The 24163-nt window shown below is 64.4% G+C and carries 22 protein-coding genes; 15 read left to right on the plus strand and 7 right to left on the minus strand.

Features of this window, described 5'->3' with window-relative positions:
* The first annotated feature begins 5 nt into the window (after positions 1-5).
* The 6 genes from HCZ87_RS02655 (at position 6) to HCZ87_RS02680 (ending at position 6850) form a co-directional block, all read left to right on the plus strand.
* Positions 6-1346 (plus strand): MATE family efflux transporter, encoded by a 1341-nt coding sequence (locus HCZ87_RS02655; protein WP_167642223.1) that lies wholly within the window; start codon positions 6-8, stop codon positions 1344-1346.
* Positions 1343-2533, plus strand: a complete 1191-nt coding sequence (locus HCZ87_RS02660) for a PLP-dependent transferase (RefSeq protein ID WP_167642224.1) — start codon at positions 1343-1345, stop codon at positions 2531-2533. Before HCZ87_RS02655 ends, HCZ87_RS02660 begins: the two co-directional genes overlap by 4 nt.
* The gene (locus HCZ87_RS02665; protein WP_167642225.1) at positions 2530-3399 is read left to right on the plus strand and encodes an alpha/beta hydrolase; all 870 of its coding nucleotides are present in this window, start codon (positions 2530-2532) and stop codon (positions 3397-3399) included. Before HCZ87_RS02660 ends, HCZ87_RS02665 begins: the two co-directional genes overlap by 4 nt.
* A gap of 231 nt (positions 3400-3630) precedes the next feature.
* Positions 3631-4704, plus strand: coding sequence for a GNAT family N-acetyltransferase (locus tag HCZ87_RS02670; RefSeq protein WP_217701932.1), 1074 nt, complete (start codon positions 3631-3633; stop codon positions 4702-4704).
* Positions 4701-6014, plus strand: coding sequence for a lysine N(6)-hydroxylase/L-ornithine N(5)-oxygenase family protein (locus HCZ87_RS02675; RefSeq protein ID WP_167642226.1), 1314 nt, complete (start codon positions 4701-4703; stop codon positions 6012-6014). The genes HCZ87_RS02670 and HCZ87_RS02675 overlap by 4 nt, the downstream gene beginning before the upstream one ends.
* Positions 6015-6232: 218 nt before the next feature.
* Positions 6233-6850 carry a sigma-70 family RNA polymerase sigma factor gene (locus HCZ87_RS02680; protein WP_167642227.1) on the plus strand — a complete coding sequence of 206 codons (618 nt, stop codon included), beginning with the start codon at positions 6233-6235 and terminating at the stop codon, positions 6848-6850.
* A 25-nt stretch (positions 6851-6875) separates the two neighbouring features.
* On the opposite strand, the gene HCZ87_RS02685 is transcribed toward HCZ87_RS02680, so the two are convergent.
* From HCZ87_RS02685 to HCZ87_RS02695, 3 genes are all read right to left on the minus strand, one after another.
* On the minus strand, positions 6876-8678 hold the full coding sequence (locus HCZ87_RS02685; protein WP_167642228.1) for a TRAP transporter fused permease subunit: 1803 nt from the start codon (positions 8676-8678) through the stop codon (positions 6876-6878).
* A gap of 73 nt (positions 8679-8751) precedes the next feature.
* Positions 8752-9711 carry a TAXI family TRAP transporter solute-binding subunit gene (locus tag HCZ87_RS02690; RefSeq protein WP_167642229.1) on the minus strand — a complete coding sequence of 320 codons (960 nt, stop codon included), beginning with the start codon at positions 9709-9711 and terminating at the stop codon, positions 8752-8754.
* Between the two features lie 105 nt (positions 9712-9816).
* Positions 9817-10518 (minus strand): GntR family transcriptional regulator, encoded by a 702-nt coding sequence (locus HCZ87_RS02695; RefSeq protein ID WP_167642230.1) that lies wholly within the window; start codon positions 10516-10518, stop codon positions 9817-9819.
* A gap of 98 nt (positions 10519-10616) precedes the next feature.
* Between HCZ87_RS02695 and uxaC the strand changes: the two genes are divergently transcribed.
* The 9 genes from uxaC to HCZ87_RS02740 all read left to right on the plus strand — a co-directional run bounded on the left by uxaC (position 10617) and on the right by HCZ87_RS02740 (position 20082).
* Positions 10617-12023 carry a glucuronate isomerase gene (gene uxaC / locus HCZ87_RS02700; RefSeq protein ID WP_167642231.1) on the plus strand — a complete coding sequence of 469 codons (1407 nt, stop codon included), beginning with the start codon at positions 10617-10619 and terminating at the stop codon, positions 12021-12023.
* 28 nt (positions 12024-12051) lie between these two features.
* Positions 12052-13035, plus strand: coding sequence for a TRAP transporter substrate-binding protein (locus HCZ87_RS02705; RefSeq protein ID WP_167642232.1), 984 nt, complete (start codon positions 12052-12054; stop codon positions 13033-13035).
* A gap of 69 nt (positions 13036-13104) precedes the next feature.
* Positions 13105-13686 (plus strand): TRAP transporter small permease, encoded by a 582-nt coding sequence (locus tag HCZ87_RS02710; protein ID WP_167642233.1) that lies wholly within the window; start codon positions 13105-13107, stop codon positions 13684-13686.
* Between the two features lie 5 nt (positions 13687-13691).
* Positions 13692-14972 (plus strand): TRAP transporter large permease, encoded by a 1281-nt coding sequence (locus HCZ87_RS02715; protein WP_167642234.1) that lies wholly within the window; start codon positions 13692-13694, stop codon positions 14970-14972.
* A 10-nt stretch (positions 14973-14982) separates the two neighbouring features.
* Positions 14983-15807, plus strand: coding sequence for a 5-dehydro-4-deoxy-D-glucuronate isomerase (kduI, locus tag HCZ87_RS02720; RefSeq protein ID WP_167642235.1), 825 nt, complete (start codon positions 14983-14985; stop codon positions 15805-15807).
* Positions 15804-16562, plus strand: coding sequence for a 2-dehydro-3-deoxy-D-gluconate 5-dehydrogenase KduD (gene kduD, locus HCZ87_RS02725; protein ID WP_167642236.1), 759 nt, complete (start codon positions 15804-15806; stop codon positions 16560-16562). Before kduI ends, kduD begins: the two co-directional genes overlap by 4 nt.
* Entirely contained in the window at positions 16540-17979 is a 1440-nt protein-coding gene (locus tag HCZ87_RS02730) for a mannitol dehydrogenase family protein (protein ID WP_167642237.1), read from the plus strand. Before kduD ends, HCZ87_RS02730 begins: the two co-directional genes overlap by 23 nt.
* Complete coding sequence (gene uxuA, locus HCZ87_RS02735; protein ID WP_167642238.1) at positions 17976-19157, plus strand: mannonate dehydratase; 1182 nt, start codon at positions 17976-17978, stop codon at positions 19155-19157. Before HCZ87_RS02730 ends, uxuA begins: the two co-directional genes overlap by 4 nt.
* Before the next feature lie 22 nt (positions 19158-19179).
* Positions 19180-20082, plus strand: coding sequence for a sugar kinase (locus tag HCZ87_RS02740; RefSeq protein WP_167642239.1), 903 nt, complete (start codon positions 19180-19182; stop codon positions 20080-20082).
* 130 nt (positions 20083-20212) lie between these two features.
* Here the strand turns inward: HCZ87_RS02740 and HCZ87_RS02745 are convergent, their stop codons facing one another.
* From HCZ87_RS02745 to HCZ87_RS02760, 4 genes are read right to left on the minus strand one after another with little or no spacing between them, the layout of a single operon-like run.
* Positions 20213-20464 (minus strand): MoaD/ThiS family protein, encoded by a 252-nt coding sequence (locus tag HCZ87_RS02745; protein ID WP_167642240.1) that lies wholly within the window; start codon positions 20462-20464, stop codon positions 20213-20215.
* Between the two features lie 3 nt (positions 20465-20467).
* Positions 20468-22714, minus strand: coding sequence for a xanthine dehydrogenase family protein molybdopterin-binding subunit (locus tag HCZ87_RS02750; RefSeq protein WP_167642241.1), 2247 nt, complete (start codon positions 22712-22714; stop codon positions 20468-20470).
* Positions 22714-23193 carry a (2Fe-2S)-binding protein gene (locus tag HCZ87_RS02755; protein ID WP_167642242.1) on the minus strand — a complete coding sequence of 160 codons (480 nt, stop codon included), beginning with the start codon at positions 23191-23193 and terminating at the stop codon, positions 22714-22716. Before HCZ87_RS02755 ends, HCZ87_RS02750 begins: the two co-directional genes overlap by 1 nt.
* Positions 23190-24056: a xanthine dehydrogenase family protein subunit M gene (locus HCZ87_RS02760; protein WP_167642243.1), complete on the minus strand. Its 867-nt coding sequence runs from the start codon at positions 24054-24056 to the stop codon at positions 23190-23192. The genes HCZ87_RS02755 and HCZ87_RS02760 overlap by 4 nt, the downstream gene beginning before the upstream one ends.
* Positions 24057-24163: the final 107 nt, after the last annotated feature.

A 24163-nucleotide genomic window follows, 5' to 3' on the forward strand; every position in this document is an offset into this window, starting at 1 on the left:
CCGACATGACGCCAATCGACCTGGGCAGCCCCGCCCTGATGCAGACCTTGCTCCGCACCGCGCTGCCTGCGGTGGGCGGGCTGTCCATCAATGCCGCACATCAGGGGGTGGATGCCTATTTCGTCGGGCAATTGGGGCCGGAGGCACTGGCGGCGGTCAGCCTTGCACTGCCGCTGACCGGACTGACCGCCGCCGTGGGTGTGGGGCTCGGCGTCGGCACGGCCTCGGCCACGGGGCGTGCCCTGGGGGCCCGGCAGCACGAGGAGGCAGGCCAGTTGGCCTCTGCCGCGATGGCCCTGTGCATGTTGCTGGCGGCCAGCTTGGCGGCGCTGCTCTGGTGCATGCGGTTGCCGCTGCTGGACCTGCTCGGCGCCAGCCCGGAATTGCACGCTCCCGCGCTGGCCTATCTGTCGATCATGGCCGTTTCGGCGGGCTTGGGCATGGTGCAGATCCTCTGCGATTTCACAGCCATCGGCGAAGGGAACGCCCGTTTCAGCCTGCTGAGCCTGGGGCTGTGCTTTGGCCTCAATATGGTGCTGGATCCGGTGTTGATCTTCTGGGTCGGCTTTGGCGTCAAGGGCGCGGCATTGGCCACGGTGGTGGCGCAACTGGTGACGCTTGCACTTTATGCCGGCTATTTTGCCACCGCGCGCGGGGCGATACGGATGCGACCGAGGCTTTCGCTGCCCGCTCTGGCGCGGCTCTGGCCCGTCCTGCGCATCGGCCTGCCCGAGGCGGGGTCGGTTCTGCTGGCGAGCCTCGCCTTCCTTCTGATGTATCGCCTTGCCGGCGAGCTGGAAGGGACCAGCGGCCAGGCCGCGATGGGGATCGCCTTGCGCCTCTGGGTCTTGGCCAGCCTTCCCATCGAGGGCTTCTGCCTGGGCGCGCAGCCGGTTCTGGCCCATGCGGCGGGGGCCGCGAACGGCGCGCGGGTGACCGCTGCCGCATGGGCCATGGCAACCATCGCAACCGGGGCGGCGGCGCTGTTTATGGCCGCAGGGCTGCTGGCAGCCCCGGCGTTCAGCGATCTGTTCACCACCGAGCACAGCGTGCGGATGCTTGCGGCACCCGCTGTGGCCGCGCTCGCCCTATCGCTGCCTGCCACCGCGCTGCGCCATGCGGCCCAGGTCACGCTACAAGCCACCGCCCGCGCGCGCCTTGCGGCGGTGCTGGGGCTGGCGCCGCTGGGCTGGCTGTTCCTGCCCTTGCTTTTGATCTTCACCCGCCACTGGGGATTTGCCGGGCTGGCCGCCAGCCTGCCTGCCGCCGCGCTGCTGAGCGGCATCGGCGCGATGCTGATCCTCTGGCAGCTGCCGCGTTTCACACTGAAAGGACATCCCGCATGAAAGACCATCTCTCACAATCGGCCAAACCGACGCTTGAACAGATGACCGCCGAGCTGGTCGCGCCCCAGCTGCCCCTGCCGCATGATGCAAGCTCGGTGCCGATCTTCCAGACCTCCTCCTTCCTGTTCGACCGCTTTGAAGACATGGCCGCCGTCTTTGCGGGAGAGTCGGACCGCTACATCTACAGCCGTGGCAACAACCCCACGGTGGCCGAGCTGGAGCGCCTGATTGCGCGGCTGGAAGGGGTGGATGCCGCGCGCGGCTTTGCCTCCGGCATGGGGGCGATTGCTGCGGCGGTCCTGCCCTTCGTACAGGCGGGCGACCGGGGGGTGGCGGTCGAAAACCTCTATTCCGACGCGTTTCGGCTGTTTGAATGCGTGTTGAAGAAATTCGGGGTGCAGACCGATTATGTGGATGGCACCGACACCCAGGCCGTTGTGGATGCGCTGCCCGGGGCCAAGCTGATCTACCTGGAGAGCCCCACCTCCTGGAGCTTCACCACCCAGGACCTGCGTGCAATCGGTGCGGCTGCACGGGCGCAGGGGGTGATCTCGGTGATCGACAACAGCTGGGCGACACCGCTCTACCAGCGCCCGGCGGAGTTCGGCATTGATCTGATCGTTCACGCTGCCTCAAAATACCTGGCCGGGCATTCCGACACCATCGCCGGGCTGGTCGCCGGGCCAAAGGCGCTGATCGACAGGATCAATCACGACTCCTATCCCTATCTGGGCGGCAAGATGTCCCCCTTTGATGCGTGGCTGGTGCTGCGGGGGATGCGCACGTTGCATCTGCGCATGGCACGGCATGCGCAGAACGGGCTGGCACTGGGGCGCGCGCTGTCGGCGCATCCGGCGGTGACCCGGGTGCGCCACCCCGCCTTCGAGGCCAATCCCGGCAATGCCTGCCTTTCGGGCTATGGCGGGCTGTTTGCCTTCGACCTGGACGCCAGCGTCGATATCGCGCGCTTTGCCAATGCGCTGAAAGTGGTCAGGATCGGCGTCAGCTGGGGCGGTGCCGAGAGCCTGATCCTGCCGGCGCAGGCGGCGCTGCGGCTGTCGGGCGACGCCAATGTGTTTCGACGCTTTGACACGCCGGCGGGATCGGTGCGGATCTCAGCCGGGCTGGAGCACTCCGACACCCTCGTCGAAGACCTGCGGACCGCAATCGACGAGGCCCGCCAATGACCCCCCCACCCCTTTGCGCAGAGGGCACGGCCTGGACCGGCGCGCGCTGGTATGACCTCAGGGACACTGAAACCGGCGATATCCGACGGGTGTTCATCTGGGTGCCACCGGGAGAGCCGCCGGAGCAAGGCTGGCCGGTGCTCTATATGACCGACGGCAATGCGGTGATCGGCACCGCGATTGATGCGATGCGCGCGCAGGCCTGCTACCCTGCGGGCACCAACACGGGTTGGGGGGTGCTGGTGGCGGTGGGCTATCCAACCGATGACGCCTATGACCCCTTCCGACGCAGTTGGGACCTGGGCCCGCCGCCGGGGCAAAGTTATCCGCCCTTTCAGGACGGTGGCGCAGCGGTGCGCACTGGAGGCGGCGCGGAAATGGCCCGTTTCCTGCTGGACCAGCTGCGCCCGTTTGTGGCGCACCGGGTGCGGCTGAACCCGACGCATCAAGGCTTGTTCGGGCACTCCTTTGGCGGGCTTTTTGCCCTGTGGCTGATGTTCACGCAGCCCCGCGCCTTTAGCCACTGGATCGCAGCCAGCCCGGCGATCACCTGGGAGAACAGCTTTGTGCTGGCGCATCAGGCGCGCTTTGATCCCGGAGAGGGGCCGATTTTTGTGCATCTTTCAGCAGGCGCCTGGGAAGGCGACCAGCTTGCCCCGTTCCAGGAAACCGCTGAGGACGCGACAGAGCGGCGGGCCGAGCGGGCAAAGACCCGCACCATCGCCGCCGCCCGGCAGATGGCCGCAGAGCTGAACAGGGTGCCGGGGGTCACGGTAGACTATGAAACCTATCAAGGCGAAACCCATATGTCGGTCCTGCCGGTGGCTGTGAACCGCGCCATTCAAAAGGTTTTCGCCCTGAGCTGAGGCCGCGTGCGCTCTGCGCGCCGCGTGCGGCGACCACCCCGCGATGCCCCCCGACAACCGCCGGTGCCGGGCCGATTGGCGTGGCGGGCTGGCAGGGCTGACTCGCAGGGCGGGCGGGCGGCAAAAACGCCTGAATTTCTGATCTTTTTTGTAAATTTTCGCGCCGCCGCTTCGTTCCTCTCAACAGAGCCGGCGCGAAATGCTCCGCGCCGCATCAAATGGAGGGACTGCATGTCACTGGATATAACCGCACCCCAAGACCTGCCCCGCCGGGCGCAGCGGCACGACGAAGGGGTGACCGTCTTTGCCGCAGGCGGCCGCCTGGACATGGCGGTCACCGATCACGGCGGCGGCCGCCTGGAGCTGGCGCCGCCGCAGGCACCGGCGGATTTTCTCAGCACCCTGGCCGCCTGCGAAGCGCTGAGCAACTGGGCTGCCGAGGAGGTCTTGATCACCCTGCGCCGGGATCGCTGGCAGGATCTGGAAGCCGAGCTGTTGACGCGCGGCGCGGCGCTGGCTCTGGACCGCGAATGGCTGGGGGTGTTCCCGGAACAGCTGTGGCAGCTTCCCGATCTTTGGCTGGCGCAAGGCCGCGACAGCTATCCCCAGACCATGCTGCCCGGACCGCATGGGGCGCATCCCAAACGACCGCCAAAACCCGCCGGTCTGCTCTATCACCGTCACATTCCCTGGCTCGATCAGGTTTTTTCGTTGCGCGCCCTGGATGCGCAGGCCGATCTGGCGCTGTTTCACCGCTGGATGAATGACACCCGCGTGGCGGCGTTCTTTGCGGAATCCGGCCCGCTCGACTATCACCGGGACTACCTCGCCCGGATCACGGCGGATCCGCATATGATGCCGGTTCTGGGCTGCCTGGATGGCCAGCCGTTCTGCTACTTCGAACTCTACTGGGCACGTGAAAACCGCATTGGCGCGCAGTATGAGGCCGCGGCCTGGGACCGAGGTTGGCATGTGCTGGTGGGCGAGGAAAACGCCCGCGGCGCCGATTACATCACCACCTGGCTGCCCTCGCTGATGCATTACATGTTCCTTGCCGAACCGCGCACGCAGGCCGTGGTCGGCGAACCCGCCGCAAACCACAGCCAACAGCTGCGCAACCTCAGCCGCTCGGGCTTTGCCAGGGTCAAGGAGTTTGACTTTGCCCATAAGCGCGCCGTGCTGGTGCGGCTGGAGCGCGATTATTTCTTCAAGGCGCGCCTGTGGTCCCGCCCGGCCCCGGCTGACCCCGGTGCACCGCTGCGCCTGTCCCTTTGCAACCACCTGATGACCGGAGACCCCCAATGACCAACCCGCAACATATTCACGATGTCACCGGCGTGGGCTTTGGCCCGTCCAACCTGGCGCTGGCCATCGCGCTCCAGGAACGCGCGCAGCGCGGTGCCCGGACCCTGGACGCCATATTCCTGGAAGCCAAACCCGCCTTCGCCTGGCACCCGGACATGCTGCTGGAGAATTCCGACATGCAGGTCTCCTTCATCAAGGATCTGGTGACCCTGCGCAATCCGGCCAGCCGCTTTTCCTTTCTCAGCTACCTGTCCGCAAAGGGCCGGCTGGAGCGCTTCGTCAACCGAAAGAGTTTTTTCCCCAGCCGGCATGAATTCAACGATTACTTCGCCTGGGCGGCAGCGCAAATGGAAGGGATCTGCACCTATGACCAGCGCGTGGTCGGTGCGGAACCGGTGCGCGGGCCGGACGGCAGCGTCGATCTGCTGGCGGTGATTTCACAAGACAGCAGCGGCGCGCAGACCCGCCGCCTGACCCGTGATCTGGTGCTGGCCATCGGCGGCAAACCCTCGGTGCCTGAGGTCTTTGCCGAGGTGCAGCATCTTTTGGAGGTGGTGCATAGTTCGGCCTATCTCAGCACGGTCAAGCCACGGCTCGCGGCAGCAAAGCGGCCATTGAAGGTCGCCGTCATCGGATCCGGTCAGAGCGGCGCCGAGATCTTCTATGATCTGGCCAATGATCCGACCCGGCCCGAGGTCGATTTCATCTTTCGCAGCCATGCGCTGAAACCCTCCGACGACAGCCCTTTCGTGAACGAGATTTTCAACGCCGATTTCACCTCATACGTCTATCGACAGCCCGCGCCACAGCGCCGCGCATTGATGGAGGAATACGCAAACACCAATTATTCAGTGGTGGACGGCGACCTGATCGCGCAGATCTACGGGCTGTTTTACGAACAGGACGTGACCGGAGGCGACGCCTATGGGCTGCTGCGCAGCACCCGGGTGAGCGCCGCAGAGGCCAGTGACGGCAAGATCAGGCTGATGCTTTGCCCTGCCGATGGCGGCGGCCCCGAGAGCCGCGACTACGATCTGGTGGTGCTTGCAACCGGGTATCAGCGTCGGCTTGGCGAAACGCTTCTGGCCGGGCTGCACGATCACATCACCGGCGCCGAGACAGGGCGGACCTATCAGATCGGCACCGCCGAGGGCTTTAGTCCCCGGATTTTCCTGCAAGGCTATTGCGAAGATACCCACGGGCTGAGCGACACATTGCTTTCCGTGCTTGCGGTGCGGGTGGATGAAATCGCGGGCGAGCTGCTCTGCCCACGACCGGATCGCAGCGCCCAGTTGACCGCCGCAGAATGATACCGCGCGGCGCGGACCGGTCCTGCCGGGGCCGCGCCAGCGACATCCGCAGAAAATGCAGCATCCGGGTACATCTTTCCCATCTAGCGTTTGACCCGCCGACAGTTCTGAGAGATAACAACAACGCAACCCAAGGCTGAACACGCCAAAGGCAGTTTCCCCGTCAAAATCTCAACCTGACCGGAGCTGCGCTCCGGCTGTCTGCCCTTGGGAATGCCATGTCCGAACACGCACACCGGCCAGTGCGCGAGATGCTCATCCACGAGCTTGTCACCCGCCGGAGACTCCACCTTTGCACCGCCCTCAAACTTGTGGGGTCGATGGACGCCGCCGAAGACGTGCTTCAGAACACCGCGCTGAAATGTCTCTCCGGCCCACCCCGCACCGCACCGGAAAAGCCGGACCGCTATGTCGCGCGTATGGTGCGCAATGCGGCCGTCGATTATCTGCGCAAGACCCGCAAGGAAATCGCGATGCCCTTTGAGGAGGAGAGCCAGCTGGCCCTTGCAGGCACCACCCCGCTGTGTGGCCAGACCTGTCTGGAGTGGAAACAGCAGCTCTCTGCCGTGACCGGCGCGCTCCGCGCCCTGCCAGCGCGCAAACGCGACGCCTTTTTGCGCCACCGCCTGTCCGAAGTGCCGCAAAAGCAAATCGCACAGGAGTTGCAGGTCTCGCGGACGCTTGTGAACTTTATCATCAAGGACGCCCAGAACAGCTGTGCCCAGGCGCGGGCACGGGCCAGCGCCCAGGACATGGCGTCCCAACTGCCCGCCAACCCGCCCGCAGCTCCCGCCGCACGGGGCAGGAGACCGGGCCGACAAAGCCCAGAACCCTGACCTGAGTCAGGCTCTCGGCGCGCGGTCACATGGCCCGGATCAAGGCAGGACCAAACAGCAGCGCCGCCCCCGCCAGTGCCAGCGCCGCGCGCATCATGCCGGGCAACCGCCCGATCACCGCATAGGAAAGAGCCGCCAGGCTGGCTCCCATCGCGACAAAGGCGACAATCGCCGCAACGGGCGTATCCGGCAGGTGGATCAGCGCCGGCCAAGTCACCATGCCAAGCGGGATCAGATACAAGCCGATGCCAAGCGCCATCGCCGTGCCCGCCACCTTGATCCAGTTTTCCCCTACCATCCCCGACGCGATGAAGACCGCGCCGCACACTGGCGGCGTGATGGTGGACAGCAGTGCGAACCAGAACACGAACAAATGTGCCTGAAGCGGCGCCAGCCCCAGTTTCATCAGGGCCGGCCCCGCCACCGAAACACAAATCACATAGGCCGCCGTGGTCGGCACCTCCATGCCCAGGATCAGACAGGCAAGTGCTGTCAGCAACAACGAGGCCCAGAGCTGACCGCCGGAACCTTCCAGGATGACCGAGGTGATCTTTACCCCGAGGCCGGTTGCGCCCAGAACGCCAATGATGATCGACGCGCAAAAGATGATCGCGGCGATCATTGCCACCTGCCTCGCCGAGGTCAGCAGCGCCTCGGCCAGACGACGCGCGGTCTGGGCCGCGTCAAACCGCAGCCGCCCGTCGATCAGCAACAGCAACGCCCCGGCCAGAATGGCCAGGCAGGCGGCATATTGCGGGGTATAGCCAAAAGCGAACATCGCCAGCATCAACACGGTGAAAGGCACCAGAAAGAACCCGGAGGTGATCAGCACATCCCGCAGCGCCGGCCGATCCGCCGCCGCCAGCCCCCTCAGGTCGAACCGGGTGGCATAGGCGTTGATCCCCACCCAGACCGCCCAGAAATAAAGCAACGCCGGCAAGAGCGCCGCGCCCATGATCTGGGTGTAGGGCGTGCCGGTCAGCTCCACCATCACAAAGGCGCCCGCGCCCATCAAGGGCGGCATGATCTGCCCCCCGGAGCTGGCCACCGCCTCGACCCCGGCCGCCAGGCGTCTTGGGTAGCCAAGCCGGGTCATCGCCGGCAGGGTGATTGCCCCGGTCGAGGCCACATTGGCACTGGCGGAGCCTGAAATAGACCCAAACAAGGCCGATGACAGCACCGAGACCTTTGCCGCGCCGCCTTTCAGGCGACCGGCGGCGGCAGCGGCGACATTCATGAACCCCTGCCCCGCCTCGCCCGCGTTGAGCACCGCGCCAAAGATCACAAAGATCGACACCACCCCCACGGAAACCGCCGCGAGACTGCCCCAGATGCCGCCTTCGGCAATGGTCAATGTGCCCAGAAAAGAGCGCAGGGGCATGCCGGAATGGCCGAACTCACCCGGGATGCGATCCCCGAAAAACCCATAGAGCAACGCCAGAACCGCGACCAAGGGCAAGGGCCAGCCAATGGCACGCCGTGCCGCCTCGATCACCACGGCAAGCAGGACAAATCCGACGCCGATCTGAAACCCGCTCTCCAGGAACCCGTATTGATCGCCCAGACGATCGGCATTCCAGGCCACCCAGCAGGCGGCGGCAACGCCAAGGAGGCTCAGCACCGCGCCCGACAGCAGCCGCCAGCGGCCAGAGACGCCAAACAGGAAAACCCAAGGCAGGATCAGCGCCAGATGCAGCGGGCGAGACACCAGATTGGGCACCAGGCCGGAAAACACCAGCCCGATGTGAAACGCCACCACCACAAAGCCCAATGCGATCCAAATTCCGCGTTGCCACGGGGTGTCCGGCAGCTCGTTCAATCCGCTCATAGTTCCGTACTTTCCAATAAAGAAGGCCGGGCCATGCGGCCCAGCCCCCGGTCGTTTGCAAGGCGTGCTTGCGTTACATCTGTGCGTCGGTCAGCGCAATGCCGGCCTCTTGGTAATAGCGGATCGCACCGGGGTGGATCTTGCCGGTGATGGTGCTCATCAGATCGACATCGACCCCGTTCCACCAAGAGGCACCCTCGGCCATCTCGGCCTTGCTTTCCCAAAAGGTCTTGGTCAGCTGATAGGCGGTTTCGTCATCCAGCTTGGTGGTCGCATAGGCCACCACCGGCAGCGAGGTGGTAACGATATCCTGCTCCTGACCGGCATAGGTGCCCGCCGGGATCACCAGCCGGGTGCGCTTGGTCTCCGCGACCTGATCATCGCTCAGCGACAGAACCGTCACCCCGGTCGAGGCCGCAGCCTCCACCACATTGGGGGCGGGCCAGGATCCGGCGGTCACGAAACCATCAATCTGGCCGTTCTTCAGCGCCGCCACCGCGTTGGACAGTTCCGCATCGGCGATCTTGACCTTGCCTTCCAGGCCAAAGAGCTTGAGGTATTTTTCACCCTCCCGCGCGCCAAAGCTGCCCTTGCCCAACAACAGCGTCTTGCCGTCCAGATCCGCGAAATCCGCGACACCGCTGTCATCGGACATCACGAAATGCATGGTCAGCGACGGAATCGGAAAGAGCGCACGAATATTGTCAAAGGCCGGGTCGGATTTGCCTTCAAACATCGCCTTGCCGTTCTGCGCCAGCCCGACCAGCGCGGGCGGCGTGGTAAAGACGTAATCGCCGCCGCGGGCGCGCACTTCCATCACGTTCTGAACAGAGCCTTGCCCCTCTTCGATGGTAACGATGATATCGCCATCCGATCCGGCCTTCATCGCCTCGGCGATCTGCACGCCCATCTGATAGTAAGAGGTGCCCGCCTTGGCGGATTTATAGGTGACCCGGGTTTCGGCCTGGGCCGGCGCAGCGAGCAGCGCGCCCGCCGCGACAGCCCCGCTAAGCCATTTGATTGCATGAAACATTTGAAACCCTCCGATTGATTTGGCAGGAGAAAGCCCCAGAATCCCAGCGAGGTCAATCAGCCATCTGCGCTGCATTGCAGCGAAATCGACAAAGGGCTGGCGACGTCATTCTCCTTCGGCGGCGAACCATTCGTGATTGGCGGCGCGGATGCGATCCAGCTGTTGCAGGATGCGGCTCAGGTGATTGCGAATAGCCGTGCTGGCGCCCTCGACATCCTGCGCCCGCAGATTACGCATGATCTCCACGTGGTCATTCCAGGCATCGCGCGAGGCAAAGCTCAGCGACAGCATCCGCACCCGGTCCATATGGCCCTTGTTCTCGGCGATGAGCTCCCAGAAGAACCCTACCCCGGCACCGTTGCAGATCTCGTGATGAAAGAGATCGTCCAGCCGGTGAAACTCCGCCTTGTCCTCGGCGCGCACGGCGGCGTCCTGTTGCGCGATCAGATCGTCCAGAACATCCAGCGACTCGGCGCTGAGCGTCAGCGCCGCGGTGCGCACCGTCTCCACCTCCAGCGCGGTGCGGATGGAGCGCGCCCGCAGCACCGCGTTTTCGGAAATCAAGGTCACCGTGGTGGCCCGCTGCGGCCGGATCAGCAGATAGCCAAGTTTCGCAAGCCGGAAGAACGCATCGCGCACCGGCTGCCGGGACACGCCCAGGGCCTTGGCCAGTTCGGCCTCTGACACCTTGCTGCCCGGTTCCAGATCCAGCGAGAGGATCTGACGCTGCAATTGCCCAAAGACCTGCTCAGCCACGGACGGACGACCGGCGGGATCCTGATGCGCGGGGGGCTGAAACTCAATCATGCATTTTCCTTGACCGAAACTGATATACTAGCATATTAGTTCCAATTGCAGGCTGGGTCCAGCGCTGATGTGCTTTAAAAACAAGGGAGAATACGATTTTGTCATTGCTGGATGAGAATCGGCTTCTGCCTGTTGAACCCAAGCTTCGCAGCCTTGCCCGCGCGCTTTATGACAGCATCGCACAGGCGCCGATCATCTCGCCGCACGGGCATACGGACCCGCGCTGGTTTGCCGAAAACGCCGCCTTTCCCGACCCGGCGCAGCTGTTTGTGACACCGGATCACTATGTGTTTCGCATGCTGCACAGCCAGGGCGTCGCGCTGGAGGATCTGGGCGTACCCCGCGTGGATGGCGGCACGACCGAGGTCGATGGCCGTAAGATCTGGCGCCGCTTTGCCGAGCGGTATCACCTGTTTCGTGGCACCCCCTCGCGGATCTGGCTGGACCATGCCTTTCAGGAAGTCTTTGGCCTCGACACACGGCTGAGCGCGGCGACCGCTGACCACTGTTACGATCACATCAGTGATTGCCTCGCCCGGCCGGAATTCCGCCCCCGGGCGCTGTTTGATCGCTTCGGGATCGAGGTCATCGCCACCACCGAAAGCCCGCTGGACGATCTGAAATGGCACAGGATGATCCAGGACAGCGACTGGGGCGGACGGGTGATCACCGCCTATCGCCCCGATGCGGTGGTGGACCCGGATTTCGAGGGATTTGTCGAAAATGTCGAAGCCTTCTGCGCCCTCGCGGGCGAAAGTGCCGCCAGCTTCGCCGGCTATCTGAACGCCCATCGCAACCGCCGCACCTATTTCAAACGCTTTGGCGCCACCTCCAGCGACCACGGCCACCCCACCGCCGCCACCCGCAATTTCACCCGCGCCGAGATTGAGGCGCTGTATGCCAAGGTGATGACCGGCAAGGCCGATGCCGCCGAGCGCGAGGATTTCCGTGGCCAGATGCTGACCGAGATGGCGCGGCTGTCGCTGGAGGATGGCCTGGTAATGCAGATCCACCCGGGCGCCCTGCGCAACCATTCTGCCGGGGTGCTGGCACGCTTTGGCCGCGACAAGGGCTATGACATTCCCACCCGCACCGATTACGTCACCGCGCTGAAGCCGCTTCTGGATGCGGTGGGCATGGAGCGTGACCTGACCATCATCCTGTTTACGCTGGATGAAACCTCCTATGCGCGCGAGCTGGCACCGCTGGCCGGGGTCTATCCCTGCCTGCGGCTTGGCCCCGCCTGGTGGTTCCACGACAGCTATGAAGGCATGATGCGCTTTCGCCAGATGACCACGGAAACCGCCGGGTTCTACAACACCGTCGGCTTCAACGATGACACCCGCGCTTTTTGCTCCATTCCCGCCCGCCATGATGTGGCGCGGAGGGTGGATGCCAGTTACCTCGCCACGCTGATCGCCACAGGGCGGCTCGGCGAGGACGAGGGGTTTGAGGTCGTGGAGGACCTCGCACACCGGCTTGCCCGTCAAGCCTACCGGCTCTGAGGAGAGCCACCCAAGGGAGGAAATAATAATGAACAAACTAACACTTACGGCGGCCCTATTGGCCAGCACCATGATCGCGGGCCTTGCCAGCGCATCAGACTGCGAAACCACGCTGCGCTCGTCCGACACCCACCCCGAAGGCTATCCGACCGTCGTCGCGGTCGAGGCCATGGGCGAGATCCTGAAAGAGAGCACCGATAGCAAGCTCTGCGTCGAGGTCTTTCACTCCGCCCAGCTGGGACAAGAGAAAGACACCATCGAGCAGACCCAATTCGGCGTCATCGACCTGAACCGCGTGTCGCTTGGCCCCTTCAACAATATCATCGAAGAAACCCAGATCCCCTCGCTGCCCTATATCTTCCGCTCGGTGGAGCATATGCACCACGTCATGGACGGCCCCATCGGCGAGGAAATCCTCGCGGCCTTTGCCGAACATGACCTGATCGGTCTGGCCTTCTACGATGGCGGCTCGCGCAGTTTCTACAACCGCGAAAAGCCGATCAACTCGATGGAGGATCTGGCAGGCATGAAGTTCCGCGTCATGCAGTCCGACCTGTTTGTCGATATGGTCGACGCATTGGGCGCCAATGCCACGCCGATGCCCTACGGCGAGGTCTATTCCTCGATCCAGACCGGCGTCATCGACGGGGCCGAGAACAACTGGCCTTCGTTTGAAAGCTCCGGCCATTTTGAGGTCGCAGGCTACTACACCCTCGATCAGCACCTGATCGTGCCAGAGGTTCTGGTGATGTCGAAAAAGACCTGGGATGGCCTTAGCGCCGAGGATCAGGCCGCCGTCAAAGCCGCCGCCAAGGCATCGGTTCCAGTGATGCGCGACCTCTGGGCGGAACGCGAAAAAGCCTCCGAGGCCAAGGTGCGGGCCGCGGGCGTCGAGATCGTCGAGAACATCGACAAGACGCCGTTCATCGAGGCGATGGTGCCGGTCTACGAAAAATACGTCACTTCCGACAAGCTCAAGGATCTGGTGACCCGCATTCAGGCCACCGAGTAATCCGACGCAAGATAGCGATCGGGGCGCGCCAAGCTGCGCCCCGATCCTTCGCAGATGGGAGGGGAAAGCGTGCAGAAATTCATGCTGCGGCTGGCGCAGATAACCGGCATTTTGGCCCAGCTCGGGCTTTGGGTGGCCGGGGCCGGGGTGGTCTTGATGACCATCATCATCGCCGCGCAGGTGTTCTGGCGCTATGTGCTCAATGACTCCCTGCCCTGGAGCGAACCCGCCGCCGTGATGATCATGGGCTGGTTTATTTTCCTCGGCGCCGCTGTCGGCATTCGCGAAGGCTATCACCTGGCCTTTGATGTGATGATCATGGTGCTACCGCGCAGGCTGCGGCTGTGGTGCTTTTCCATATCCGACGTTGTGATCTGCGCCTTTGGCGTCGGCATGGCCAAATACGGCACCGATCTGGCGCTCAAGACAGCGCATAACAAGCTGCCCTCGCTTGGCATTTCCGGCGCCTTTGATTTCCTGCCGCTGACGGTGGGGGGCGTGCTGCTGGTGCTCTTCACGCTGGAACGGCTGGCCCGTCGCGCCGCCGGGCTGCCCACCCGCCGCTTTGGCGATGATCACGACGACGAACATGCCTCGGATGAGGCCACAGTTGCGGCCCATTCCGCCCAAACCGCCGCAGAAAAGGCCTGACGCCCATGGAACTCTGGATCCTCTTTGGCACATTTTCGCTGCTCTTGCTGATCGGCACGCCGGTGGCCTTCTGCCTTGGCGCGGCCTCGCTTGCTACAGTGCTTTATCTCGACCTCCCGCCAGTGGTGGTGTTTCAGCGGCTGAACTCCGGCGTTTCGGTCTATGCGCTGATGGCGATCCCCTTCTTTATCTACGCCGGCGATCTGATGGTGCGCGGCGATATCGCCCGCCGTCTGGTGGCCCTGGCCGCCGCCGCCGTTGGCCACATGCGCGGTGGGCTGGGGCAGGTGAACATCGCGGCATCCGTCATGTTCGGCGGGGTTTCCGGTTCCGCTGCGGCGGATGCCTCGGCTGTGGGCGGCCTGATGGTGCCGCAGATGAAAGAGCGCGGATACGGCGCGGATTATGCGGTGAACATCACCGTGGTCTCGTCCATCATCGCGCTGATGCTGCCGCCCTCACATAACATGATCATCTATTCGATCTCGGCTGGCGGCAAGATCTCGATCGCCGATCTGTTCACCGCCGGAATTATCCCCGGCATGCTGCTGGCGGGGTCGCTGATGGTCGCCGCATGGTTTGTGGCCAAGAAACGCGGCTACCCGACCGAGACATTCCCCGGCTGGGCTGGTCTTGCCCTGCTGTTTGCCAGCGCCGCGCCGGGGCTCATTCTGATCCTGATCATCTTTGGCGGCGTGCGGTCGGGCATCTTCACGGCGTCTGAGAGCTCCAATATCGCGGTGGTTTATGCGCTGTTTGTGACCCTGCTGGTCTATCGCAGCCTGACCTGGAGCGCCTTTATCGCCGCCACAATCGCCGCCGTGCGCACCACCGCAATGGTGCTGATGGTGATCGGCTGCGCCGCCGCCTTTGGCTGGCTTCTGGCGTTTTTGCGCGTGCCGACCATGCTGGTCGCCTCCCTGCAAGGGCTGTCGGACAATCCCATCGTGATCCTGCTGCTGATCAACCTCGTGTTGCTCTTGCTTGGCACCTTCATGGATATGTCGCCGCTCATCGTGATCACCACGCCGATTTTCCTGCCGGTGGCGCAGGCCTTTGGCGTCGATCCGGTGCATTTCGGAGTGATCCTGATCCTGAACCTCGGCATCGGTCTCTGCACCCCGCCGGTGGGCGCAGTCCTGTTTGTCGGCTGCGCCGTCGGACGCGTGTCGATCTGGTACGTGTTGCGCAGCATCTGGCCCTTCTATGGCGCTGCCGTCGCCACCCTGATGGCCGTCACCTATATCCCGGCGCTGTCGCTCTGGCTGCCGTCGCTCTTCCACTAAGGAACATCTCATGCTCTATGTTGAAACCCGCCACGCCATTCATCCCGACCACGCCAAGGGCATGGACACCGCCGCCCTGCGGCAGCATTTCCTGACCGAGGATATGTTTCAGGACGGCCAGATCCGGCTGGTCTACAGCCACTATGACCGCTTCACCATCGGCGGGGCCGTGCCCGCTGGCGGCACGCTCACGCTCGACAAGGTCGAGGAGACCCGCACCGACAGCTTTCTGGAGCGGCGCGAGATGGGCATCGTCAACATCGGCGCGCCCGGCACCGTCACCGCCGCGAGCCAAAGCTGGGAAATGGCGCGCGGCGATGTGCTCTATCTCGGCATGGGCGCCGGGCCGGTGAGCTTTTCGGGGGATGGGCGGTTCTATATCACCTCCGCCCCCGCCCACCGCGCCTGTCCGCACCGCCTGATCACGCTCGCCGAGGCCAAACGGGTGGAGATGGGCGACAGTGCCACCTCGAACAAGCGGGTGATCAACCAGTTCATCCATCCGCTGGTGATGGAGAGCTGCCAATTGGTGCTGGGCTATACCACGCTGCTGGAGGGCTCGGTCTGGAACACCATGCCCGCCCATACCCATGATCGCCGGATGGAGGCCTATCTCTATTGGGATATGGCCCCCGAAGCCCGCGTGCTGCATCTGATGGGCGAGCCTCAGGAAACCCGCCACCTGTTTGTCGCCAATGAACAAGGGGTGCTGTCGCCGCCCTGGTCGATCCACTCCGGCGCGGGTATCGGCAGCTATTCTTTCATCTGGGCGATGGCGGGCGACAATGTCGATTATACCGATATGGACTTTTTCCAGCCGGAGGACTTGCGATGAGCGTGTTTTCCCTCGCCGATCGCCGCGCGCTGGTGACCGGCGCCAATACCGGCATTGGTCAGGCCATCGCCCTGTCCCTGGCCGCACAGGGCGCGCGGGTGACCTGCGCCGGGCGCCGCGCCTGCACGGATACGGTAGAACAGATCACCGCCGCAGGCGGCAGCGCCGAGGAGCTGATCCTGGATCTTGCCGACCCGATGGCGGCGCGTGATCTCTTTGACGGGGAGGAGTATTCCATCCTCATCAACAACGCGGGCATCATCCGCCGCGCCGAAAGCCTCGATTTCACCGAGTCTGACTGGGATGATGTGATGGATGTGAATCTGAAAGCGCTGTTTTTCACGGCGCAGGCTTTTGCGCGCGCCTGTCTCACCCGCCCTGCCCCGGCACCGGGCGAAAGCCGGGGCGCCATCGTCAATATCGCCTCGCTGCTGTCGTTTCAGGGCGGCATAAGGGTGCCATCCTATACCGCCGCCAAACATGGCGTCGCCGGGGTGACCAAGATCCTCGCCAATGAATGGGCCGCGCAGGGATTGAATGTAAACGCCATCGCGCCGGGCTATATCGCGACCAATAATACCGAGGCCCTGCGCAACGACCCCGACCGCAACCGCGCCATTCTGGAGCGCATTCCCGCTGGCCATTGGGGCGCGCCCGAGGATATCGGTGGCACGGCTGCCTTCCTGTGCAGCCCGGCGGCGCGCTACATCCATGGCGCAATCATTAACGTAGATGGAGGCTGGCTTGCCCGATAATCGACTGACCCGCACAGAACCGGCCCCGAAAACCGGCATCGTTCACCTTGGCCTTGGCGCATTCTTTCGCGGCCATGGTGCGATCTACACCGAAGAGGCGATCGCCGCGTCCGGTGGCGACTGGGGCATCATCGGCGTGTCGCTACAAACCCCGCGCATGCGCGACGCGCTGGAACCGCAGGGCGGCACCTATATGGCGGTGGAGCTGGGCCCCAAACCCGTGCCGCCGCGCCATGTCCAGGTGATCGACCGGGTGCTGGTGGCGCCCGAGGACCCGCAGGCGGTGCTCGATGTGATGACAGATCCCGCCATTCGCATCGTCAGCCTCACCGTCACGGAAAAGGGCTATTGTCATGAGCCTGCAAGTGGCGCGCTGAACCTCACCCATCCCGATATCCAGCATGATATCGCCAATCCCCTGCCCCGCAGCGCGCCCGGATTTCTGGTGCGCGCGCTTCAGGCGCGGCGCGCGGCGGGTCATGCGCCCTTTACTGTGCAGAGCTGCGACAACCTGCCGGACAATGGCCGGGTGGCGCGCGGCGTGGTGCTGGCGCTGGCGCGCGAAATCGACCCGGCGCTGGCGGACTGGATCGGCGACGAGGGCCGCTTTCCCGCCGCCATGGTGGATCGCATCGTCCCCGCCACCAAGCCCGAGGACATCACCGCCCTGCGCGAGGCCAGCGGCACATATGACGCCGCGCCGGTGATGCATGAACCCTTCCGCCAATGGGTCATCGAGGATGACTTTGTCGGCGGCGCCCGCCCGGACTGGGCCGCGGTGGGCGCGCAGATGGTCGAGGATATCGCCGCCTATGAGCATATGAAGCTGTGCATGCTCAACGGCACCCATTCCTCGCTGGCCTATCTCGGCTATCTCGCGGGCAAGGACACCATCGCCGACACCATGGCCGATCCCGCCTTCGCCGCATTTGTCGATCACCTCTGGCGCGCCGAAATCGCCCCCGGTCTGACCCCGCCCGAAGGTGTCTCCCTCGCCGACTATGCCGCCGCGCTGGCCGAGCGCTATCGCAACCCCGCCATCCGCCATCTGACCTGGCAAATCGCCATGGATGGCAGCCAGAAACTGCCGCAGCGCATTCTTGGCACGGTGGGCGAGGCCATGGCGGCAGGACGCCCCTGCCCCGGGCTGATCCTGGCGATTGCCGCCTGGATGCGCTACGTCGGCGGCGTCGACGAGGCGGGCAATCCCATTGATGTACGCGATCCTTTTTCGGCAGAGCTCAAGGCCCTGAGCGACAGCGCCGAAGCACCAGACGCCAAGGTCGCGGCCCTGCTGTCGCTGCGCGCGGTGTTTTCCGCCGAACAGGCCGCCGCGCTCCTGGCGCCCGTGAGCAAAGCCTATGCGACGCTTGTGGAAAAAGGCGCCAAACGCGCATTGGCGGAGATCCTGTCATGATCGAGACCTGGCGCTGGTACGGGCAGGATCTGGACAGTATCCCGCTCGACGAGATCGCCCAGGCCGGCCCCAGCGGCATCGTCAACGCACTGCACGAGATCCCCTATGGCGAGGTCTGGCCGCAGGCGGCAATTGCCGCCCGCCGTCGGGTGATCGAGGAGGCCGGTTTCACCTGGGACGTGGTCGAAAGCCTGCCGGTGCATGAACGTATCAAACGCGGCGCGGGCGATCTGACGCCCCTGTTTGCCAACTACCGCCAGTCGATGGCCAATCTGGCCGCCGAGGGCGTCAAGGTGATCTGCTATAACTTCATGCCGGTGCTGGACTGGACCCGCACCGACCTGCACCACCCCCTGCCCCGGGGCGGCACCTGTCTGCGGTTTGAGGCCTACAAGATGGCGGCCTTTGAGTTTCATATGCTGGGCCGCGAGGCCGCCGCCGAAGATTACACCCCCGAGGTTCTGAGCCGCGCCAAAAGCTGGTTTGAACAGAGCAGCGAGGCAGATCAGGCCACGCTGCTGCACGCCATCATGTCCGGCCTGCCCGGCGCGTTCGACCGATACGACGTAGAAGGATTGCGCCAACAGCTCGCGCTCTATGACGGCATTGGTCGCGACGAAATCCGCGCCCATTTCAAACGCTTCCTTACCGAGGTCATCCCAACCGCCGAGGAACTGGGCCTGCGCCTTTGCGTCCATCCAGACGACCCGCCCCGCGATATCCTCGGCCTGCCGCGCGTGGTCTCCGACGCAGATGATATCGCCTGGATCCTGCAAGCGGTGGACAGCCCCGCCAATGGGCTCACGCTCTGTTCCGGCTCGCTCGGGGCCAATCCAGGCAATGACGTGCCCGCGATCGCCCGACGTTTCAGCGACCGCATCCATTTCGCCCATCTGCGCAATGTGCGCAAAGACCCCGATGGCAGCTTTGAAGAAGCCGCGCATCTGGAGGGCGACACCGATATGGTGGCGCTGGTCGCCGCCCTTCTGGACGAGGAGCGCCGCCGCACTGCGACGGGCCGCAGCGATGCCCAGATCCCCTTTCGCCCCGACCACGGCCACGCGCTGGCCAGCGATCTTGGCCGCGACAGCTTTCCCGGCTATCCGCTGGTCGGTCGCCTGCGCGGCCTCGCCGAGCTGCGCGGCGTCATCCATGCGCTGAACTGGCGCGCCTCCTAACACACTGCTGAGGACACCCGACATGACCGCCCCACACCCGTTTATCGCCTGCGTTGGCGAAGCCATGGTTGAGCTGAACATCGCCCACCGCGCCCAGCAAATCGGCTTTGCCGGGGATACGCTCAACACCGCCATCTATCTTGCCCGCAACCTGCGCACCGCCACCCCGGTTGGCTTTGTCTCGGTGGTTGGACAGGATCCGCTGTCGCAGGCGATGCAGGCGTTTATCGCCGCCGAAGGGGTCGGCACCGATGCGCTACGCCAGCACCCAGACCGCCTGCCGGGGATTTATTCCATCGCGACCGACGCCGCGGGCGAGCGGCGGTTTGACTATTGGCGCGACCAATCCGCCGCCCGCTGCCTGTTCGAGGATGGCTTTGACCAGCTCTCCGGCGCCACGATGATCTATCTCAGCGGCATCACCCTGGCGATTCTGCCGCAGGCACGACGGCTGGCGCTGCTCGACCATCTCGCCGCGCATCCTGCGCAGATCGCCTTTGATTCAAACTACCGTCCGCGCCTTTGGGAAGATCGCGCCACCGCGCAAGCGATGATCGAAGCCGCCTGGCGGATCACCGATATCGCGCTGCCCTCTCTGGATGACGAAATGGCGCTGTTTGGCGATCAGGATGAGGCCGCGACCCTGGCGCGGCTGCGCGGCTATGGTCTGCGGCAAGGGGCGCTGAAACGCGGCGCCCTCGGCCCTGCCCCGCTTGATCCCGCGATTGAACCACCCGCCCTGCCCGCCGCCAGCAAGGTGGTCGATACCACTGCCGCCGGGGACAGTTTCAACGGTGCCTATCTCGCTGCGGTCCTGCAAGGCGAGACCGCAACGTCGGCACTGCGCCGGGCACATGACATGGCAATAAAGGTGATCGCCCACCCCGGCGCTATCCTGCCCCGCGCCGAGACAACAGCCTCCTGAACCTTCTCCCGGTTGGATCACTCTGACCGGAATGCAAAAAGCGCGCCGCAGACTTGCGACGCGCCTTAAGGTATTGATGAAGCATATCAAATAGCTTGAAACCGGTTCCCGGTTTCAGGCGACATGCGCCCTAGCCGCCCTTCATCCGCTGCATCAGATAGATCTCATCGCCCTCGGCGATGGCGCGATGACGCGCGCCATTATAGATCTCGCCATTCAGCGCGACAGAGATCCCGGCATCCAGGATCGGCTTTAGTCCTGGATGCGCCTGAACCAGCGCATCCAGCATTTCTCCGATGGTCGCGGCCTCAACCGTGACCACCTCGGCGCCCTCGGTCAATCGCCTGAGACCGGCCCAGAGATGCACATCGACCTGCGCCATGGCTCAGCTGTCCTGTGCCTTCATCGCGGCGCGCACCTTCTGCGGGGTCATCGGCAGGTGCCGCAACCGCGCGCCGGTGGCCTGATGGATGGCGCTGGCAATCGCAGGCAGCGGCGGGGTGATGCCGGTCTCGCCGACACCGCGCACGCCGTAAGGGTGACCCGGGTTCGGCACTTCAACGATCACCGTGTCGATCATCGGCAGGTCCGAGGCAACAGGAATACGGTAGTCGAGGAAGATCGGGTTTTGCAGCCGCCCATCCTCGCCATAGATATATTCCTCGTTCAGCGCCCAGCCGATGCCCTGCACCGCGCCGCCCTGATATTGCCCTTCGACATAGGAAGGATGGATCGCACGGCCCGCGTCCTGCACCACCAGATAGCGCAGGATCTTGGTCAGACCGGTTTCCGGGTCCACCTCGACATCGACCACATGCGCGCCAAAGCTGGCGCCGACGCCTTCGGGCAGGGATTCATGGTGACCCGAGATCGGCCCGCCGGTTTCCCCCATCTTGCCCGCGATCTCCTTGATCGACATCGGCGGGAATTTCCCGGCGTTGGGACCTGCGGGCTGGGCTGCGCCATCGGCCCATTCCACCGCCTCGGGGTCGATGCCCCATTCATTGGCGGCGCGGCGGCACATTTCCTTGATCGCCTGATCGGTAGACAGGATCGCCGCCTTGCCGCTGGCAAAGGTGGCACGGCTGCCGTGGGTGGGTTCATTTTCACCAAGGGAGCCGGTTTCCACCACGTTCACCCGCACATCCTCGTAGGGGATGCCAAGGTGTTCAGCCACCATCAGCGACAGCGAAGCACGGCTGCCGCCAATATCCGGCGTGCCGACCGAAACCTGCACGGTGCCATCCGCGGCAATCGACATCGACACCGAGGTTTCGCCGTTGTGGTTGAACCAATAGCCCGAGGCCACGCCCCGCCCCTGGTTCGGCCCCAGCGGCTCGGCAAGGTTCGAGTGGCCCTTCACGGCCTCCAGCACCTCGACCAGACCGATCGAGCCGAATTTCGGGCCGTAGCTGGATTGATCGCCCTCGCGGACCGCGTTTTTCATACGCACCTCGACCGGATCCAGACCCAGCTCGCGGCACATCTCGTCAATCAGGCTCTCGACCGCAAAGGCCCCCATGGGCGACCCCGGCGCACGGTAGGCGGCGCATTTGGGGCGGTTGGCCAGCACGTCATAGCCAACATGTTCAACCGCATCGAGCTTGTAGGGGGCAAAGCCGCAATAGAGCGCCATATCCACCGGCGCGCCGGGGAAGGCCCCGCCCTGCATGCGGAATTCGGCGCGGGCGGCGGTCAGCGTGCCGTCCTTTTTCATGCCGATTTTGACATCCATCGAGCCGGAGGCGGTCGGCCCGGTGGCGCGCAGCACCTCGGAGCGGCTCATCACGATCTTGACCGGACGGCCATTGGCCTTGCGCGACAGCGCCAGCGACAGGGGCTCCATGAAAATGGTGGTCTTGCCACCAAAGCCACCGCCGATTTCCGAGGGGGTCACCCGCAGTTGCGAGGCTTCCAGCCCGAGAACAGCGCAGCACATCTTGCGGATGAACCACTGGCCCTGGGTGCAGACCCACATTTCGCCCTTGGCGTCCGATCCCATCTGCCCAACGCAGGCATGCGGTTCGATATACCCCTGGTGGGTCGCCTCGGTCTTGTAGGTGTTTTCGCGCACCAGATCGGCAGCGGCAAAGCCTGCCTCCAGATCGCCGCGCCCGAATTCCATATAGCGCACCACATTGGGCGGCATGCCCTCGGGCACGCTGGCGTCGGACGCACCTTCGCGGATCACCGGCGCGTCGGGTTTGATCGCGTCATCGACGTCGATCACATGCGGCAGAACCTCATATTCGACCTCGATCAGCCGCACCGCCTCTTCGGCGAGCAGTTTCGAGGTTGCCGCAACCGCCGCAACCGCATGGCCATCATAGAGCACCTTGTCCCCGGCCATGGTGTTTTCCTGAAGGTTCCAGTCCTCGCCCTCCAGCCCCTCGGGGAAGTCGGCACGGGTGACCACGGCTTTGACCCCATCCAGCGCCTCGGCCTTGGAGGTGTCGATCTTCAGGATTTTCGCATGCGCATGCGGCGAGCGCAGCACCGCGCCATGCAGCATGCCGGGCAGCGAGAAATCAGCCCCGTAGCGCGCGCGCCCGGTGACCTTGTCGAGCCCATCGGGGCGGTTCGGTCGGGTGCCAACCAGCCGGAATTCGGTGTTCAGTCCATCCTTCGCCATTATGCAGCCTCCCGCAATTCCGCCGCCGCATCCATCACAGCGCGAATGATTTTGTCATAGCCCGTGCAGCGGCACAGGTTTCCGGCCAGCCAATAGCGGACCTCTTCCTCGGTCGGGTCGGGGTTCTTGTCCAGCAACGCCTTGGCCGCCACCAGGATCCCCGGCGTGCAGAAACCACATTGCAGTGCTGCATGTTCGATGAACTTGCGTTGCAAGGGATGCAGCGCATCGCCAGAGGCCATGCCCTCGATGGTGTTGACCGTCTTGCCGTTGGCTTCGACGCCCAGCACCAGGCAGGAACAGACCAGCGTGCCGTCAAGCTCCACCGAGCAGGCACCGCAATCGCCGGTGCCGCAGCCTTCCTTGGTGCCGGTCAGCCCGACATGATCGCGCAGGCAGTCCAGCAGGGTTTCGCGGGGATCGGCGAGAAATTCGACGGCATCTCCGTTGACCGTCGTTGTCACATGATGCTTGCTCATTTGTTGTCTCCTTTCGCGCGACCATAGGCGATCTTGGCCGCACGTTTGGCCAGAACGCCCGCGATCTCGATCCGGTATTCGGCCGAGCCACGTTTGTCGCTGATGGGTTTCGCCGCTTTGCTTGCCGCCGCTGCCAGCGCGTCCAGCGCCGCGTCATCCAATGTGGTGCCGATGATGGCATCCGCCGCCTCGGCCACCAGAAGCACCGTCGGCGCAACCGCGCCAAGCGACACGCGTGCCTCGACGATCTTGTCACCGTCCAGCCGCAGGCTCACGGCACAGCCGACCACGGCGATGTCCATTTCCGTCCGCGGGGTAAAGCGCAGATAGGCATCACCGGCATTGTCGCCACGCGCCGGCAGGCGGATCTCGGAGATCAGCTCGCCCTTGTTCAGCGCGGTCTTGCCGGGGCCTGTCGGCACCTCTTCGACCGGCAGCTCGCGGCTGCCCTCGGGGCCGGTGATCACAACCGTCGCGCCCGCTGCCACCAGGCCCGGCACGCTGTCCGCCGCCGGGGAGCCATTGCACAGGTTGCCGGTCAGCGTCGCCCGTCCCTGCACCTGGGTGGAGCCCACAAGCTCCATGCCCTCAACAACGCCGGGCCAGTCGCGGCACAGATCCGCATTGGCACCAAGCCGCGCGCCGGGAACGGCAACGCCGATCTGCCAACTGCCATCCGCAAGCTGGGTCATCGCATCGGTTCCGGGAATCGCTTTCAGGTCGATCAGATCATCGGGCAGAACCATGCCCGCGCGCATCTGCACCAGCACATCCGTTCCACCTGCGAGGAAACGGGTTGTGCCACCTGCATTGGCTGCGATCCGAGCGGCTTCCTCGAATGACGTAGCTAAATGATAGTTCATGTTCCCTCTCTTTCTAATCTCACGGCCCGTTGTGCGAGCGTCAAACGGACGTCGGCGCATGCTTCACATGCGCCGCGCAGCTTCTTCAAACCCGTTGCGGGTTCGGA

It is taken from the genome of Phaeobacter sp. HF9A, from assembly GCF_011806385.1.
In the GTDB taxonomy this organism is placed as follows: Bacteria; Pseudomonadota; Alphaproteobacteria; order Rhodobacterales; family Rhodobacteraceae; genus Epibacterium.